Raw genomic sequence first — 15,934 nt, 5'->3', positions numbered from 1 at the left:
GCACCGGATGAAGGGTTCGACAGCCATGCCAGAAACCAGCCGCAGAGGACTGCTCTTCGGCACCGCGGCCGTCTCCGCGGGAGCCTTCCTCACCGCCTGCACCAGCAACGAGCCCAAGGAGAAGACGGCCGCCCAGAGCAACCAGCCCGCCGCCGACGACAAGCCGGGGACGCCCGTCACCATCGGCTTCGCCGGGCCCCAGGCCGACCACGGATGGCTCAACGCGATCAACGTCAACGCCAAGTCGCGGGCCGAGAAGTACTCCGAGGTGACCCTGGAGATCACCGAGGGATCCAACGACACGGCCATCCAGATCGGCCAGGTCAAGACGCTCATCAACAAGAAGGTCGACGTCCTCGTCGTCCTCCCCGCCGACGGCAAGGCCCTCACCCAGGTCGGCCTGGAGGCCATGAAGGCGGGCATCCCGGTCGTCAACCTCGACCGCATCTTCGCCTCACCGCAGGCCTACCGTTGCTGGGTCGGCGGCGACAACTACGGCATGGGCCTCAACGCGGGGCACTACATCGGCGAACAGCTCAAGGACAAGTCGGGCGCCAAGGTCGTCGAGCTCGCAGGCATCGACGCCCTGGAACTCACCAAGCAGCGCAGCCAGGGCTTCGCCGACGCCCTCAAGAACTACCCCAACATCAAGTTGGTGGCCCGTCAGGCGGCCGACTTCACGGTGGAGTCGGGGCAGGCGAAGATGGCGCAGCTGCTTCAGGCGCAGAAGCAGTTCGACGCCCTCTGGAACCACGACGACGACCAGGGCGTGGGCGCCCTGCGGGCCATCCAGCAGGCCGGGCGCGACGAGTTCATCATGGTCGGCGGAGCCGGCGCGAAGTCCGCGATGGACGCCATCAAGGCCGACAACAGCGTCCTGAAGGCGACCGTGCTGTACCCGCCGACCATGGCCGCGTCCGCGATCGACCTGGCCCGCGCACTCGGCCAGAACAAGGGCGTCGCGGGCCTCTCCGAGATGGAGATCCCGACCTCGCTCACGCTCTACTCGGCCGTGGTCACGAAGGAGAACATCGACCAGTACCTGCCGACGGGCTTCAGCTGATCCCGCACCACCGCCGCCACCGAACCACCGACGAGGAGGAAGTCCGCATGGCCCGTAGGGAAGAGACGGAGCAGGAGACCGGAGCACCGCCACCGACGGCGACGCTCGGGGTCGGCATGGTCGGGTACGCGTTCATGGGAGCCGCCCACTCACAGGGGTGGCGCACCGCGGGGCACGTCTTCGACCTGCCGGTGAGGCCGGCTCTCGCCGCGATCTGCGGACGCGACCGTACGGCCGTCGAGGCCGCCGCCGCCCGGCACGGCTGGGCGGCGGCGGAGACCGACTGGCGTGCGCTCATCGCCCGGGACGACGTGCAGCTGGTCGACATCTGCACACCCGGCGACAGCCATGCGGAGATCGCCATCGCCGCGCTGGAGGCGGGCAAGCACGTGCTGTGCGAGAAGCCGCTCGCCAACACCGTCGCGGAGGCGGAGGCCATGGTGGACGCCGCCGAACGCGCCTCCGCCCGGGGCCAGGTGGCGATCGTGGGCTTCAACTACCGCAAGGTGCCCGCCCTCACCTTCGCCCGCAGGATGATCGAGGAGGGAAGGCTGGGCACCCTGCGGCACGTCCGGGCCACCTATCTCCAGGACTGGCTCGTCGACCCCGAGTCGCCGCTGACCTGGCGGCTCAAGCGTGAGCACGCCGGGTCCGGTGCGCTGGGGGACCTCGGGGCCCACATCGTCGACCTCGCCCAGTACCTGGCCGGTGAGCCGCTGGTGGGAGTGTCGGCGATGAGCGAGACCTTCGTCCGGGAGAGGCCCGTGCTCGCGGGTCCGGGCGCGGGGCTCTCGGGCTCCGCGGACCGTACCGTGCGAGGGACGGTCACCGTCGACGACGCGGCACTGTTCACCGGACGTCTCGCGTCCGGCGCCCTGGCCTCCTTCGAGGCGACCCGGATGGCGGCCGGGCGCAAGAACGCCCTCCGGCTGGAGATGAACGGTGAGCTGGGGTCGATCGCCTTCGACCTGGAACGCCTCAACGAACTCTCCTTCCACGACCACACCGAGCCGGCCACCACCGCGGGCTTCCGGCGGATCCTCGTCACAGAGCCCCAGCACCCCTACCTGGAGGCGTGGTGGCCGCCGGGTCACGGCCTCGGCTACGAGCACACCTTCGTGCACCAGGCCAGGGACGTGGTGCGCACCATCGCCGAAGGCCGCCCGCCCGTACCGTCGTTCGCCGACGGGCTCCAGGTTCAGCGGGTCCTCGCCGCAGTCGAGGAGAGCGCCGCCAAGAACTCCGTCTACACACCGGTGCCCTACTAGGAGGTTGTGCGCATGCCCCGTCCCTTCACACTCTTCACCGGCCAATGGGCCGACCTGCCACTGGAGGAGGTCGCCCGGCACGCGCGGGACTTCGGTTATGACGGCCTCGAACTCGCCTGCTGGGGAGACCACTTCGAGGTCGACAAGGCCCTCGCGGATCCCGGCTACCTCGACGGGCGGCGGGAGCTGCTCGACAAGTACGGCCTCAAGTGCTGGGCGATATCGAACCACCTGGTCGGCCAGGCCGTCTGCGACGACCCGATCGACGAGCGCCACCAGGGCATCCTGCCCGCCCGCATCTGGGGGGACGGGGAGCCCGAGGGCGTACGCCGCCGGGCCGCGAAGGAGATCGAGAACACCGCCAGGGCGGCAGCCGCCTTCGGCGTCGACACGGTCATCGGCTTCACCGGATCCTCCATCTGGCACCTGGTCGCGATGTTCCCGCCGGTACCCCCGCACATGATCGAGCGCGGGTACGAGGACTTCGCGGAGCGCTGGAACCCGATCCTGGACGTCTTCGACGCCGAGGGGGTCCGCTTCGCCCACGAGGTACATCCCAGTGAGATCGCGTACGACTACTGGACCACCCACCGGGCCCTGGAAGCGGTTGACCACCGGCCGGCGTTCGGGCTGAACTTCGACCCGAGCCACTTCGTGTGGCAGGACCTCGATCCCGTCGGCTTCCTCTACGACTTCCGGGACCGGATCTACCACGTCGACTGCAAGGAGGCGCGCAAGCGCCTCGACGGCCGCAACGGACGCCTCGGCTCCCACCTGCCCTGGGGCGACCCGCGGCGTGGCTGGGACTTCGTCTCCGCGGGGCACGGTGACGTGCCCTGGGAGGACGTCTTCCGGATGATGCGGTCCATCGGTTACGAGGGTCCGGTCTCGGTGGAGTGGGAGGACGCCGGCATGGACCGGCTGACGGGTGCACCGGAGGCACTGGCGTCGCTGAAGCGCTTCGACTTCGACCCGCCCAGCGCGTCCTTCGACGCCGCGTTCGGAGGCGGCGACTGACACCGGGCGGGGCCCTCCCGCATCTACCGGGAGGGCCCCGCCCCCAGTTCCCGTACCCCGGCGGCGGCCGGGACGCACGGCGGCACCAACCCCCTCGGCGGCCGGCACAGGAAGCCAGGGGGCCGCTCGGCATGCCCGGACGCACCTTTGTCCTTCCGCGGGGAGAAGTTCAACCCAGTCTCTGCGCAAGGGCTTTCCGTACGGGACGAACGCGGCTACGGTCCCATACGTGTACACGACATGACTCGCGTCACCGGGGCCACACGGCTCCGGGGACGAGCGCGGCAGTCCCCGCGCGGAACGGCAGAAACGCACCCGCCCGAACAACCGGCACACTCCGGAGGACGCACGTGCACAGAAGCAGCAGACGGCTCCGCGCCCGAAAGACACTCGCACTTCTCACCGGTGGCCTGCTCGCCGCCGCCACGCTCACCCTGGGCTCCTCGCCCGCCACCGCCGACGCCCCCAAGGCCTCGGCCGCGCAGGACGCTGCCGAGGACTTCCAGCAGGTCACCCTCGCCAAGGGGGCGGCCGAGACGGGCGAACCCATGACGCTGGCGGTCCTCCCCGACCGCAGCGTGCTGCACACGTCGCGCGGCGGCGAGCTGCGGATCACCGACAGTGCGGGCAACACCCGGATCTCCGGCACCATCCCCGTCTACTCGCACGACGAGGAAGGCCTCCAGGGGGTCGCGATCGACCCCGACTTCGCGCAGAACCGGGCGATCTACCTCTACTACGCGCCGCCGCTGGACACCCCCGCCGGCGACGCCCCGGAGAACGGCACCGCCGCGGACTTCGCGAAGTTCGAGGGCGTGAACCGCCTCTCCCGCTTCGTCCTCAAGGAGGACGGGACCCTCGACAACGCCAGCGAGAAGAAGGTCCTCGACATCCCGACCACCCGTGGCATCTGCTGCCACGTCGGCGGGGACATCGACTTCGACGCGCAGGGCAACCTCTACCTCTCGACGGGCGACGACTCCAACCCGTTCGCGTCCGACGGCTACTCGCCGCTGGACGACCGGGCGGACCGCAACCCCGCGTTCGACGCCCGCCGCACCTCGGGCAACACCAACGACCTCCGCGGCAAGATCCTCCGCATCAAGGTGGCCGGCGACGGCTCGTACACCGTCCCGGACGGCAACCTCTTCGCTCCGGGCACGGACAAGACGCGCCCCGAGATCTACGCCATGGGCTTCCGCAACCCCTTCCGCTTCAGTGTCGACAAGGCCACCGGCATCCTGTACGTCGGTGACTACGGCCCCGACGCGGGCTCAGCGGACCCGAACCGAGGACCCGCGGGCCAGGTCGAGTTCGCCCGCGTGACGAAGCCGGGCAACTTCGGCTGGCCCTTCTGCACCGGGGACAACCAGGCCTTCAACGACTACGACTTCGCCACGGGGACCTCCGGCCCGCGCTTCGACTGCGCCGCCCCGAAGAACGAGTCGCGGTACAACACCGGTCTTGTGGACCTCCCGCCGTCGCAGGCCGCCTGGATCCCGTACGACGGCGCGTCCGTGCCCGAGTTCGGCACCGGCTCCGAGTCCCCGATGGGCGGGCCCGTCTACCACTACGACGCCGGCCTCGACTCGCCGGTGAAGTTCCCCGAGGAGTACGACGGCGACTTCTTCGCCGGGGAGTTCGGCCGGCAGTGGATCAAGCGCATCGAGCAGGACGGCGACGGAGCCGTGAAGTCCATCAACGACGTCCCGTGGACCGGGACGCAGGTGATGGACATGGCCTTCGGCCCGGACGGGGCACTGTACGTCCTGGACTACGGCCTCTCCTGGTTCGGTGGCGACGAGCACTCGGCGCTCTACCGCATCGAGAACGCCACCGGCGGCCGCTCACCCATCGCGGAGGCGTCCTCGAACAGGACCTCCGGTACCGCGCCGCTCAAGGTGAAGTTCTCGTCCGCCGGCACGACCGACGGTGACGGCGACGCCCTGACCTACGCGTGGGACTTCGGCGACGGCGGTAAGTCCACCTCGGCCAACCCCACCCACAAGTACAAGAAGAACGGTACGTACACCGCCACCGTCACGGCCAAGGACCCGACGGGCCGCACCGGCTCGGCGAGCGTGCACGTGACCGTCGGCAACACCGCGCCCACCGTCGTGCTGGACGCCCCGCTCGACGGCAGGCCCTTCGAGTTCGGCGACAAGGTGCCCTTCAAGGTGACCGTCACCGACCCGGAGGACGGCACCGTCGACTGCAGCAAGGTCGAGGTCAAGTTCACCCTCGGACACGACAGCCACGGCCACGACATCACCACCGAGCACGGCTGCGAAGGCACCATCACGACGGCCATGGAGGGCGGCCACGACCCCAACGCCAACATCTACGGCGGCATCTCCGCGTCCTACACGGACGGCGGGGGCGGCGGCCAGGCCGCACTGACCGGCCGTGACCAGGCGAAGCTCCAGCCCCGCCACCGCCAGGCCGAGCACTTCGACAGGTCCTCCGGCATCAGCACACCCAGCAAGACCAGCGCCCACGGCGGCAGGACAGTCGGCGACATCGACAACGACGACTGGATCTCCTTCACCCCGTACATCCTCGACGGCACCACCAAGCTCACCGCCCGTACCTCCTCGGCGGGTGCCGGAGGGTTCCTCGAAGTGCGGGCGGGATCGCCCACCGGCAAGATCCTCGGCTCCGCTCCGGTCCCGGTGACCGGCAGCTGGGACTCGTTCCAGGACATCGACGTGCCGCTGCGCGGGGCGCCGAAGAAGGCCACGGAACTCTTCCTCGTCTTCAAGGGCGGGAGCGGGGCACTCTACGACGTGGACGACTTCGAGCTGTCGAACAGCCCCGTGGACAAGACCGCCAAGCGCGTCCTCGTGTTCTCCAAGACCGGCGGCTTCCGCCACGACTCGATCCCCACCGGCGTCGCCGCGCTCAAGGAGCTCGGCAAGGACACCAACATCACGGTCGACTCCACCGAGGAGGCCGGCCAGTTCACCACCAGCAACCTGGCGCGCTACGACGCCGTCGTCTTCCTGTCGACGACCGGTGACATCCTCAACGCCGACCAGCAGAAGGCCTTCGAGAACTTCGTGGCCACCGGCGGCGGGTACATGGGCGTCCACGCGGCCGCCGACACCGAGTACGACTGGAAGTTCTACGGCGGACTGGTCGGGGCGTACTTCTCCTCGCACCCGCAGATCCAGCCGGCGACCGTGCGGGTGGAGAACCACGACCACCCCGCGACCGCGCACCTGGACGAGGCCTGGGACCGTACCGACGAGTGGTACAACTACCGCACCAACCCGCGGGACAAGGCCCAGGTCCTCGCCACGCTCGACGAGACCAGCTACACCGGCGGCACGATGAAGGGCGACCACCCGATCGCCTGGTGCCAGGCATACGAGGGTGGCCGCTCCTTCTACACGGGCCTCGGCCACACCAAGGAGTCCTACGCCGAACCGGCATTCCGCCAGCACCTGCTGGGCGGGCTGCGGTACGCCTCGGGCCAGGTCAAGGCCAACTGCAAGCCCGACACCGGCTACCGGTCGATCTTCAACGGCAAGACGCTCGAAGGCTGGAAGCAGGCAGGCCCCGGCAAGTTCACCGTCGCCGACGGCGAGCTGCGCTCCGAGGGCGGCATGGGCCTGCTGACCTACCAGGCCAAGGAGCTGAAGTCCTACTCGCTGAAGCTCGACTGGAAGATGGCGGGCGACGACAACTCCGGTGTGTTCGTCGGCTTTCCGGAGTCGGACGACCCGTGGTCCGCGGTGGACAACGGCTACGAGGTCCAGATCGACGCCACCGACGCGGCCGACCGCACGACCGGTGCCGTCTACACCTTCAAGTCCGCCGACCTCAAGGCCCGTGACCGGGTCCTGCGGCCTCCCGGCCAGTGGAACAGCTACGAGATCAAGGTCCAGGGCGAGCGCCTCCAGGTGTTCCTCAACGGTGTGAAGATCAACGACTTCACCAACACCGTGCCCGGCCGCAGTCTGAAGGACGGCTTCATCGGTCTCCAGAACCACGGGGCCGACGACCAGGTGTCCTTCCGTGACATCCAGCTGAAGGAACTGCCCTCGACGTAGGGCGGCCACCTCCTGCGCCGACGGTGGGCGGGGATGCCCCGGCTCCCCGCCCACCGTCCACCACCCCTCTACATCCCCCCAGGGAGGCAGCCCGTGAGCGCACATGCCGTTCGTACCGGAGTCTGGTTCATCGGAGCCCGCGGCTCAGTCGCCACCACCGCGACCGCCGGATGCGCGGCCATCGCGGCCGGTCTCCACCCACCGACCGGCATGGTCACCGAGACACCCCCCTTCACGGACACCGGGCTGCCACCCCTGTCCTCACTCGTCTTCGGCGGTCACGACACCCTCGACTGCCCGCTGCCCAAGCGGGCCGAAGCCCTCGCGGCCGGCGGTGTGCTCCCGCACGGGCTTCCCTCCGCCGTCGAGGCCGAACTCCTCCGTGCCGACGCGGAGATACGCCCAGGTGGACCACTCGCCGGTGACACACGGACCGACGAGGAGCTGATCGCCGCCTTCACCACCGACCTCGAGGACTTCGCCCGCCGCCACGAACTGGCCCGGACCGTCGTCATCAACGTGGCGTCGACGGAGCCCGCGCCCGCCGAGGACGACGCGCGGCTTCCCGCCAGCTCCCTCTACGCGGCCGCCGCACTCCGCGCGGGCTGCGCGTACGCCAACTTCACCCCCTCCACGGGCCTGCGCAGCCCCCGCCTCCAGGACGCCGTCGAATCCAGCGGACTTCCCCACGCCGGACGCGACGGCAAGACGGGTCAGACCCTGCTCCGCTCCGTGCTCGCCCCGATGTTCGTGCAGCGCGCGCTGCCGGTGCGGGCGTGGTCGGGTACGAACCTGCTGGGCGGCGGGGACGGGGCGGCGCTGGCCGACCCCGCGGCGGCGGCGGCCAAGAACGCGGGCAAGGAGCGCGTACTCGCCGACACCCTCGGGGCCGCCCCCGAGGGCGAGGTCCACATCGACGACGTCCCCGCGATGGGCGACTGGAAGACCGCCTGGGACCACGTCGCCTTCGACGGCTTCCTCGGCTCGCGGATGATCCTCCAGACGATCTGGCAGGGCTGCGACTCGGCCCTGGCCGCTCCCCTGGTCCTTGACCTGGCCCGGCTGCTGGCCCGCTCCCACGAGGCGGGCCTGACCGGGCCGCGACCCGAACTGGGCTTCTACTTCAAGGATCCCGACGGGGGGCCGGCCGCACTGTCCGAGCAGTACGCCTCCCTGCTGGCCTTCGCCGACCGGCTGCGGGCCGCCCGGTGAGGCCGCTCAGGCCGGCCGCGGAGACGGCCGGGACACCGCGGGTGCCCGGAGCCCGGCCCCTGGCCGCGGTCCCGGTTCCGCGGCCTTCGGACAGCCTGTCCGGTGCGGGCGGGACTGCGCCCGCACCGGACAGGCCCCATAACCGTGGACGCCTGCGCGCCTGGGCCGAACTGCTGCGGGTCTCCGCGTTGTTCAGCGTGCCCGGTGACGCGCTCGCCGGAGCCGCCGCCGTCGGCCGCCCCGGGCGCGGCACGGCACTCGCCATCGGTGCGTCGCTGTGCCTGTACGAGGCCGGCATGACCCTCAACGACTGGGCGGACCGCGAGGAGGACGCCCTGGACCGCCCGCACCGCCCGATCCCCTCGGGCCGCGTCGCCCCCGGCGCGGCCCTGGCGGCGGCCGGCGTCCTCACCGCGGCGGGCCTGGCCCTGGCATCACGCGCCGGCCGACCGGCCCTCGCGGTGGCGTCCGGGCTTGCGGCCACGGTCTGGGCGTACGACCTGCACCTGAAGCACACGAAGCTGGGCCCGGCGGCGATGGCCTCGGCCCGCGCCCTGGACCTGATGCTCGGTGCCACGGCGACGGCGACGCCTAGAACCCGGGCAGGGAGCCGGCCGGTCGCCGCGGAGGCGCCGGGACGCGGGGGAGAGGCCCCAGGGGCATCCCGCTCAGGCAACCGTCCGGCCATCCTTGTACGCCCGCACCAGGCCACCAGGAGCTCGGGCGCCGCACGGCCACTCCGCTCCGCGCTCCCCTCCGCCCTCGTGCTCGGCGCACACACCTACGCGGTCACAGCTGTCTCCCGCCACGAGGCACAGGGCGGATCCTCCGCCGCGCCGCTGGCCGCGCTAGCCGGGGTCGCCGCGCTCGCGGCGGCCGTCCTGCGCGCGCGCCCGTCATCGCCAGGTGGGCGCGGCACACCGGGAACCCGGGTCGGGAGTGCGGACAGCGGCCCACCGGAAGTGCCGTCCGGCTCCGGGCGGCTCCTTCTCCCCGCCTTCACCGGCTCCTACCTGCGCACGTCCGCGATCCCGCTCCTCCACGCCGCACTCAACCCCTCGCCGCCCCTCACCCAGCGCGCCGTCGGCGGCGGCATCCGGGCGATGATCCCGTTGCAGGCCGCACTGGCAGCGAGGGCCGGCGCACCCGTCAACGGGCTCGCGGTCATGGGGCTCGTCCCCCTCGCCCGCGCGCTGGCCCGGAAGGTGAGCCCCACATGACGCTCCGCTTCGGCTACGGCACCAACGGACTGACCGACCTCCGGCTCGACGACGCCCTCGGCCTGCTCGCCGACCTCGGCTACGACGGCGTCGGGCTGACCCTCGACCACATGCACCTCGACCCGATGGCCCCGGACCTCGCCGTCCGGACCCGCCGGGTGGCGGGCAGGCTCGCAGACCTCGGGCTGGGCGTGACCGTCGAGACCGGAGCCCGGTACGTCCTGGACCCCCGGCGCAAGCACGGCCCCTCCCTCCTGGACCCGGATCCCGAGGCTCGCGCCGCCCGTACGGCCCTGCTGGTCCGTGCCGTCGACGTGGCCGCCGAACTGGGTGCCCACGCCGTGCACTGCTTCAGCGGCATCACCCCGCCGGACACCACCGCCGACACCGCCTGGCACCGGCTGACGGACGCCCTCACCCCTGTCCTCGACGCCGCCGGGCGCGCGGGCGTCCCCGTCGCCATCGAGCCGGAACCCGGCCACCTCCTCGCCACGCTCGCGGACTTCCACCGGCTGCGCACCCTGCTCGCAGACCCCGGGCCGCTCGGGCTCACACTCGACATCGGCCACTGCCAGTGCCTGGAACCCGCACCGCCCGTCGAGTGCGTGAAGGAGGCCGCGCCGTGGCTGCGCCACGTCCAGATCGAGGACATGCGGCGGGGAAAGCACGAACACCTGCCGTTCGGCGACGGCGAGATCGACTTCCCGCCGGTGCTGGAAGCCCTGGCCGCCACCGGGTACAGCGGTCTGACCGTCGTCGAACTGCCCCGGCACTCCCACGCGGGACCCGAACTCGCCCGCCACTCGATCGACTTCCTCCGCGCGGCTGCCGGCCGGGCCCCCGCGAGGACGAGCACGCCCCTGGTCGCGGCCGACCGGGCCACCGGAGCGACGAACGGAGGCGCACCGTGCTGATCGACCACAAGGAACTCGACGGCCTGCTCCCGGGTGCGGCCAGGGCCTGGCTCGACGAGGCGCTCGACGAGGCCGCCCACGCGGCGTCCCACCCCGGCGCCGACAGCGGTACACCACCCTGGGAACTGCGGTTCGCCTCCGCGGGCCGGCACTGCGGACTGGAAAACGCCGACTCCGTACGCGCGCTGCTGCTCGTCGAGGCGCGGGCCGGACTGTCCGCGGTCACCCGGCTCTACGAACAGGGCACCGCGGCCGAGCGGCGTGCCGTCCTCCTCACTCTGCACCGGCTCGATCTCGGGGCCCGCGCGCTGCCGCTCGTCGAGGACGCACTGCGCACCAACGACACCCGGCTGGTCGCCGCGGCGGTCGGCCCCTACGGCGCGGCCCACCTCGACGCCCACGGCTGGCGGCACGCCGTCCTCAAGTGCCTGTTCACCGAGGTCCCCGTGGAGGCCCTGGACCGGCTCGCCGCCCGCGCCCGTGGCGACGCCGAACTCGCCGAGATGCTGGGTGACTTCGCCGCCGAGCGCATCGCCGCGGGACGCCCCGTACCCCCCGGTCTGCTGACCGTCCTCGAACACACGGCCCCCGGCCCCGCCCCCGCCCCCACGGAGGAGTCCTGATGCGCATCTTCGACCCCCACATCCACATGACCTCCCGCACCACGGACGACTACCAGGCGATGTACGACGCGGGTGTCCGGGCCCTGGTGGAGCCCTCCTTCTGGCTCGGCCAGCCCCGCACCTCGCCCGCCAGCTTCTTCGACTACTTCGACGCACTCCTGGGCTGGGAGCCGTTCCGCGCCTCGCAGTACGGCATAGCCCACCACTGCACGCTCGCCCTGAACCCCAAGGAGGCGAACGACCCGCGCTGCACCCCGGTCCTCGACGCACTGCCCCGGTATCTCGTCAAGGACTCCGTCGTCGCCGTCGGTGAGATCGGCTACGACTCGATGACACCCGCAGAGGACACCGCCCTCGCCACCCAGCTCCAGCTCGCCTCGGAGCACGGTCTGCCCGCGCTCGTCCACACCCCGCACCGTGACAAGCTCGCCGGGCTGCACCGGACCATCGATGTCGTCCGGGAGTCCGACCTGGCCCCGGAGTTCGTCCTGCTCGACCACCTCAACGAGACGACGGTCGAGGACGCCCTGGACAGCGGCTGCTGGGCCGGCTTCTCCATCTATCCCGACACCAAGATGGACGAGGACCGGATGGTCTCGGTCCTGCGGAGCCACGGCAGTGACAGGATCCTCGTCAACTCGGCGGCGGACTGGGGGAAGAGCGATCCGCTGAAGACGCGCAAGGTCGCCGACGCCATGCTGAAGGCCGGGTTCGACGAGGACGAGGTCGACAAGGTGCTCTGGCGCAACCCCGTCGCCTTCTACGGCCAGAGCGGCCGGCTCCAGCTCGACACCGTCGCTCCCGCGCGGCTCCACGAGGGAAACTCCATCCTCCGCGGCGGGGAGTGACCGTGCGCTTCCGCCACCCCGACGGCTCCGTCGTCCACCTCGCGTACTGCACGAACGTGCATCCTGCCGAAACTCTCGAAGGGGTGCGCGCCCAGCTGCGCGACCACTGCGAGCCCGTACGCAAACGGCTCGGGCGTGACCGCATCGGCATCGGCCTCTGGCTCGCCAAGGACGCCGCGCGTGCCCTGATCAACGACCCCGCGGCGCTCCGCTCGTTGCGCGGCGAGCTGGAGCGGCGCGGCCTGGAAGTGGTCACCCTCAACGGCTTCCCCTACGAGGGTTTCGGCGCCCAGGAGGTCAAGTACCGGGTCTACAGTCCGGACTGGACCGACCCCGAGCGCCTCGCCCACACCACGGACCTGGCCCGGCTGCTCGCCGCCCTGCTGCCCGACGACGTCACCGAGGGGACCATCTCGACCCTCCCGATCGCCTGGCGCACTCCGTTCGACGACGACCCCACGGCCGGGAGCACCGCCCGGAAGGCGCTCACCGTGCTCGCGCAGCGGCTCGACGCCCTCGCCGAACTGACCGGCAAGTCCATCGGCATCGGCCTCGAACCCGAGCCCGGCTGCACCGTGGAGACCACGGCCGACGCCATCGCGCCCCTGAGCGCCGTGGGGCACGAACGCATCGGCATCTGCGTCGACACCTGTCACCTCGCGACATCCTTCGAGGACCCCGAGACCGCGCTCGACGCCCTGCGGACGGCCGGCATCCGCGTCGCCAAGGCGCAGCTCTCGGCCGCGCTGCACGCCGAACACCCCCATCTGCCCGAGGTGCGCGCCGCCCTCGGCGCGTTCGCCGAACCCCGCTTCCTTCACCAGACACGCGCATCGACGGCCGAGGGTCTCGTGGGGACCGACGACCTCGACGAAGCGGTGTCCGGCGGGGCGCTCCCCGACAGCACGCCCTGGCGCTCGCACTTCCACGTCCCCCTGCACGCGCCCCCCGCGCCGCCGCTCTCCTCCACGCTCCCCGTCCTCCAGTCCGTGCTGACCCGGCTCGTCGGCGGGGCCGTGCCCCTCACCCGGCACCTCGAGGTCGAGACGTACACCTGGCAGGCACTCCCCGCGGAACAGCGGCCCCGCACCCGCACCCAGCTGGCCGACGGCATCGCAGCCGAACTCACCCTCGCCCGGGACCTCCTTGTCGACCTGGGTCTGAAGGAGCTCCCATGACCGCACCTGAAACCGGTACGCACCCCACCCCGCTGCTCGTCCTCGACGTCGTCGGACTCACGCCGCAGCTGCTCGCGCACATGCCGAACCTCCGCGCCATGGCCGGGTCGAAGGCACCGCTGTCCACCGTGCTGCCCGCCGTAACCTGCGCCGCCCAGTCCACCTTCCTCACCGGCACGATGCCCTCCGAGCACGGCATCGTCGCCAACGGCTGGTACTTCCGGGAACTCGGCGACGTCCTCCTGTGGCGCCAGCACAACGGACTCGTCGAGGGCGACAAGCTGTGGGACGCGGCCCGGCGCGCGCACCCCGGCTACACCGTCGCCAACATCTGCTGGTGGTACGCGATGGGCGCCGACACCGACTGGACCGTCACCCCCAGGCCCGTGTACTACGCCGACGGCCGCAAGGAACCCGACTGCTACACCAGGCCCCCGGCGCTGCACGACGAGCTGACCGAGAAGCTGGGCACCTTCCCCCTCTTCCACTTCTGGGGCCCCGGTGCCGACCTGGTCTCCTCGCAGTGGATCATCGACGCCACCCGCCACGTCCTGGCCACCCGTACCCCTGACCTGGCCCTCTGCTACCTCCCTCACCTCGACTACGACCTCCAGCGTTACGGCCCCGACGACCCGCGCTCCCACCGGGCGGCGGCCGACCTCGACCGTGCCGTGGCGCCGCTCCTCGACGACGCCAGAGCCCAGGGCCGCACCGTCGTCGCACTCTCCGAGTACGGCATCACCCGGGTCGACCGCCCCGTGGACATCAACCGCGCCCTGCGCCGGGCCGGCCTGCTGGAGGTGCACACCCAGGACGGCATGGAGTATCTCGACCCGATGACCTCCCGCGCCTTCGCCGTCGCCGACCACCAGCTCGCCCACGTCTACGTGCGCAGGCCGGAGGACCTCGAGGCCACGAGGGCGGCACTCGCGGACCTGCCGGGGATCGCCGAACTCCTCGACGACGAGGGCAAGAAGGCGAACCACCTGGACCACCCCCGCTCCGGCGAGCTCGTCGCCGTCGCGGAGAAGGACGCCTGGTTCACGTACTACTACTGGCTCGACGACGCGCACGCACCCGACTTCGCGCAGCTCGTCGAGATCCACCGCAAACCGGGCTACGACCCCGTGGAGCTCTTCATGGACCCCCAGGACCCCTATGTCCGGGTCAAGGCGGTCTCGGCGGTCGCCCGCAAGAAGCTCGGGATGCGCTACCGCATGGCGGTCGTCCCGCTCGACCCCTCACCTATCCGCGGCAGCCACGGCCGCCTCCCCACGAGCGACGACGAAGGTCCGCTCATCCTCTGCTCCACCCCCCACGCTTTCACCGGCCGAGTCCAGGCCACCGAAGTGAAGTCCCTGCTCCTCCAGCTTGCCGGACTCCACTGACAATCCGCCCGCCCCGCACATCCACAGGGAGATACGTGATCATGAGCCGCACCCCGAAGGACCCGGAACTCGCGAGCAGACTCAGCCGTCGCAACGTCCTGGGCGTCGCAGCAGGAACCGCTGCCGCCACACTCATCGGCGGCGCCGCGCAGGCGGCGGCCCCGCAGAGCGGGCAAGGCCACGGACACGGACACGGGCAGGGCAAGGGCCGCCCCGTCCTGCCCCCCGGCCGCCTCGGCATCCAGCTGTACAGCCTGCGGGACAAGGTCTCCACCCTCGGCTTCGCGCCTGTCTTCGCCGAACTGGAGAAGTACGGTTACGACGAGATCGAGTTCGCCGGGTACACCCAGGGCTCGGCCGGGGCCATCACCCTCGCCCAGCTCAAGAAGCTGGCCAAGGACCACGGACTGAACCCCATCGGAAGCCATGTCGGCTACTCCGATGACAACAACCCCGGCGCCTACACCTTCGCCCAGAACCTCACCAAGGTCCTCGACGACGCCGAGGCCCTCGGCCTCAAGCACATCGGGACCGCCTCCGGGCCCTTCCGCTACGGCTCGACCGTCGACGGCTGGAAGCGTGCGGCCGAGGACTTCAACACCTACGGCGCCGCGGCCCGCAGGCGCGGCATGAAGTTCTACCAGCACAACCACGCGGAGGAGTTCTCCTTCGCCACCGACAAGCCGAACGTACGGCTCTACGACGTCCTGCTCGCCGAGACCGACCCCGACCTGGTGTACCTGGAGATGGACATCTACTGGGCCCTCTGCGCCCAGTTCCGTTTCGGCAAGCGGGCCGACGGCACACCGGCGCCCTTCAACCCCATCGACTACGTGCTCAAGCAGCCCGACCGGTACCCCCTCTTCCACGTCAAGGACGGCACACGTAACGACAGCGCCCGCGACGGCTACGACATGACCGACGTCGGCGACGGCGACATCGATTACAAGAACTTCCTGAGCCGGGTCACCGCGCGCACGCACCGCGGCCGTACCTACCACCACTGGCAGACCGAGCACGACAACCCGGTCGAGTCCTTCGCCTTCGCCCGCAAGTCCAGCGAGCACCTGCACTCGCTGCGCGAGAGCCGCTGCGGCGACTGACGCCTGACGGCACACACGTGTGGGGCCCGGTTCCAGGAACCGGGC

General features: G+C 71.1%; 12 protein-coding genes. All 12 read left to right on the top strand.

What is annotated here, in order from left to right:
* Positions 1-25 precede the first annotated feature (25 nt).
* The 12 genes from ACFU5K_RS07250 to ACFU5K_RS07195 all read left to right on the top strand — a co-directional run bounded on the left by ACFU5K_RS07250 (position 26) and on the right by ACFU5K_RS07195 (position 15,889).
* Positions 26-1,063 (top strand): substrate-binding domain-containing protein, encoded by a 1,038-nt coding sequence (locus tag ACFU5K_RS07250; RefSeq protein ID WP_384057843.1) that lies wholly within the window; start codon positions 26-28, stop codon positions 1,061-1,063.
* A 47-nt stretch (positions 1,064-1,110) separates the two neighbouring features.
* A complete protein-coding gene (locus ACFU5K_RS07245) occupies positions 1,111-2,331 on the top strand; it encodes a Gfo/Idh/MocA family protein (protein WP_384057841.1) in 1,221 nt (406 codons plus the stop codon).
* A gap of 12 nt (positions 2,332-2,343) precedes the next feature.
* Positions 2,344-3,348, top strand: a complete 1,005-nt coding sequence (locus ACFU5K_RS07240; RefSeq protein WP_384057840.1) for a sugar phosphate isomerase/epimerase family protein — start codon at positions 2,344-2,346, stop codon at positions 3,346-3,348.
* A 350-nt stretch (positions 3,349-3,698) separates the two neighbouring features.
* Positions 3,699-7,403: a ThuA domain-containing protein gene (locus ACFU5K_RS07235; RefSeq protein ID WP_384057838.1), complete on the top strand. Its 3,705-nt coding sequence runs from the start codon at positions 3,699-3,701 to the stop codon at positions 7,401-7,403.
* A 93-nt stretch (positions 7,404-7,496) separates the two neighbouring features.
* Positions 7,497-8,615 carry an inositol-3-phosphate synthase gene (locus ACFU5K_RS07230; protein ID WP_384057837.1) on the top strand — a complete coding sequence of 373 codons (1,119 nt, stop codon included), beginning with the start codon at positions 7,497-7,499 and terminating at the stop codon, positions 8,613-8,615.
* A 41-nt stretch (positions 8,616-8,656) separates the two neighbouring features.
* Entirely contained in the window at positions 8,657-9,835 is a 1,179-nt protein-coding gene (locus ACFU5K_RS07225) for an SCO3242 family prenyltransferase (RefSeq protein WP_384057835.1), read from the top strand.
* The gene (locus tag ACFU5K_RS07220; RefSeq protein WP_384057833.1) at positions 9,832-10,749 is read left to right on the top strand and encodes a sugar phosphate isomerase/epimerase family protein; all 918 of its coding nucleotides are present in this window, start codon (positions 9,832-9,834) and stop codon (positions 10,747-10,749) included. Before ACFU5K_RS07225 ends, ACFU5K_RS07220 begins: the two co-directional genes overlap by 4 nt.
* Complete coding sequence (locus ACFU5K_RS07215; RefSeq protein WP_384057832.1) at positions 10,743-11,372, top strand: EboA domain-containing protein; 630 nt, start codon at positions 10,743-10,745, stop codon at positions 11,370-11,372. Before ACFU5K_RS07220 ends, ACFU5K_RS07215 begins: the two co-directional genes overlap by 7 nt.
* Entirely contained in the window at positions 11,372-12,220 is an 849-nt protein-coding gene (locus ACFU5K_RS07210; protein ID WP_384057831.1) for a TatD family hydrolase, read from the top strand. The genes ACFU5K_RS07215 and ACFU5K_RS07210 overlap by 1 nt, the downstream gene beginning before the upstream one ends.
* A gap of 2 nt (positions 12,221-12,222) precedes the next feature.
* A complete protein-coding gene (gene eboE, locus ACFU5K_RS07205; RefSeq protein WP_384057830.1) occupies positions 12,223-13,398 on the top strand; it encodes a metabolite traffic protein EboE in 1,176 nt (391 codons plus the stop codon).
* On the top strand, positions 13,395-14,786 hold the full coding sequence (locus ACFU5K_RS07200; RefSeq protein ID WP_384057828.1) for an alkaline phosphatase family protein: 1,392 nt from the start codon (positions 13,395-13,397) through the stop codon (positions 14,784-14,786). Before eboE ends, ACFU5K_RS07200 begins: the two co-directional genes overlap by 4 nt.
* A gap of 41 nt (positions 14,787-14,827) precedes the next feature.
* Entirely contained in the window at positions 14,828-15,889 is a 1,062-nt protein-coding gene (locus tag ACFU5K_RS07195) for a sugar phosphate isomerase/epimerase family protein (RefSeq protein ID WP_384057826.1), read from the top strand.
* Positions 15,890-15,934: the final 45 nt, after the last annotated feature.

This window comes from Streptomyces sp. NPDC057428 (assembly GCF_042803195.1).
GTDB lineage: Bacteria > Actinomycetota > Actinomycetes > Streptomycetales > Streptomycetaceae > Streptomyces.
This window is presented reverse-complemented; position numbering and strand designations above follow the sequence as displayed.

What these genes read in the sequence shown, in the direction of transcription:
- ACFU5K_RS07250 (WP_384057843.1), top strand. Translation starts at nt 26, where the DNA reads ATGCCAGAAACCAGCCGCAGAGGACTGCTCTTCGGCACCGCGGCCGTC.
- ACFU5K_RS07245 (WP_384057841.1), top strand. Translation starts at nt 1,111, where the DNA reads ATGGCCCGTAGGGAAGAGACGGAGCAGGAGACCGGAGCACCGCCACCG.
- ACFU5K_RS07240 (WP_384057840.1), top strand. Translation starts at nt 2,344, where the DNA reads ATGCCCCGTCCCTTCACACTCTTCACCGGCCAATGGGCCGACCTGCCA.
- ACFU5K_RS07220 (WP_384057833.1), top strand. Translation starts at nt 9,832, where the DNA reads ATGACGCTCCGCTTCGGCTACGGCACCAACGGACTGACCGACCTCCGG.
- ACFU5K_RS07210 (WP_384057831.1), top strand. Translation starts at nt 11,372, where the DNA reads ATGCGCATCTTCGACCCCCACATCCACATGACCTCCCGCACCACGGAC.
- ACFU5K_RS07200 (WP_384057828.1), top strand. Translation starts at nt 13,395, where the DNA reads ATGACCGCACCTGAAACCGGTACGCACCCCACCCCGCTGCTCGTCCTC.
- ACFU5K_RS07195 (WP_384057826.1), top strand. Translation starts at nt 14,828, where the DNA reads ATGAGCCGCACCCCGAAGGACCCGGAACTCGCGAGCAGACTCAGCCGT.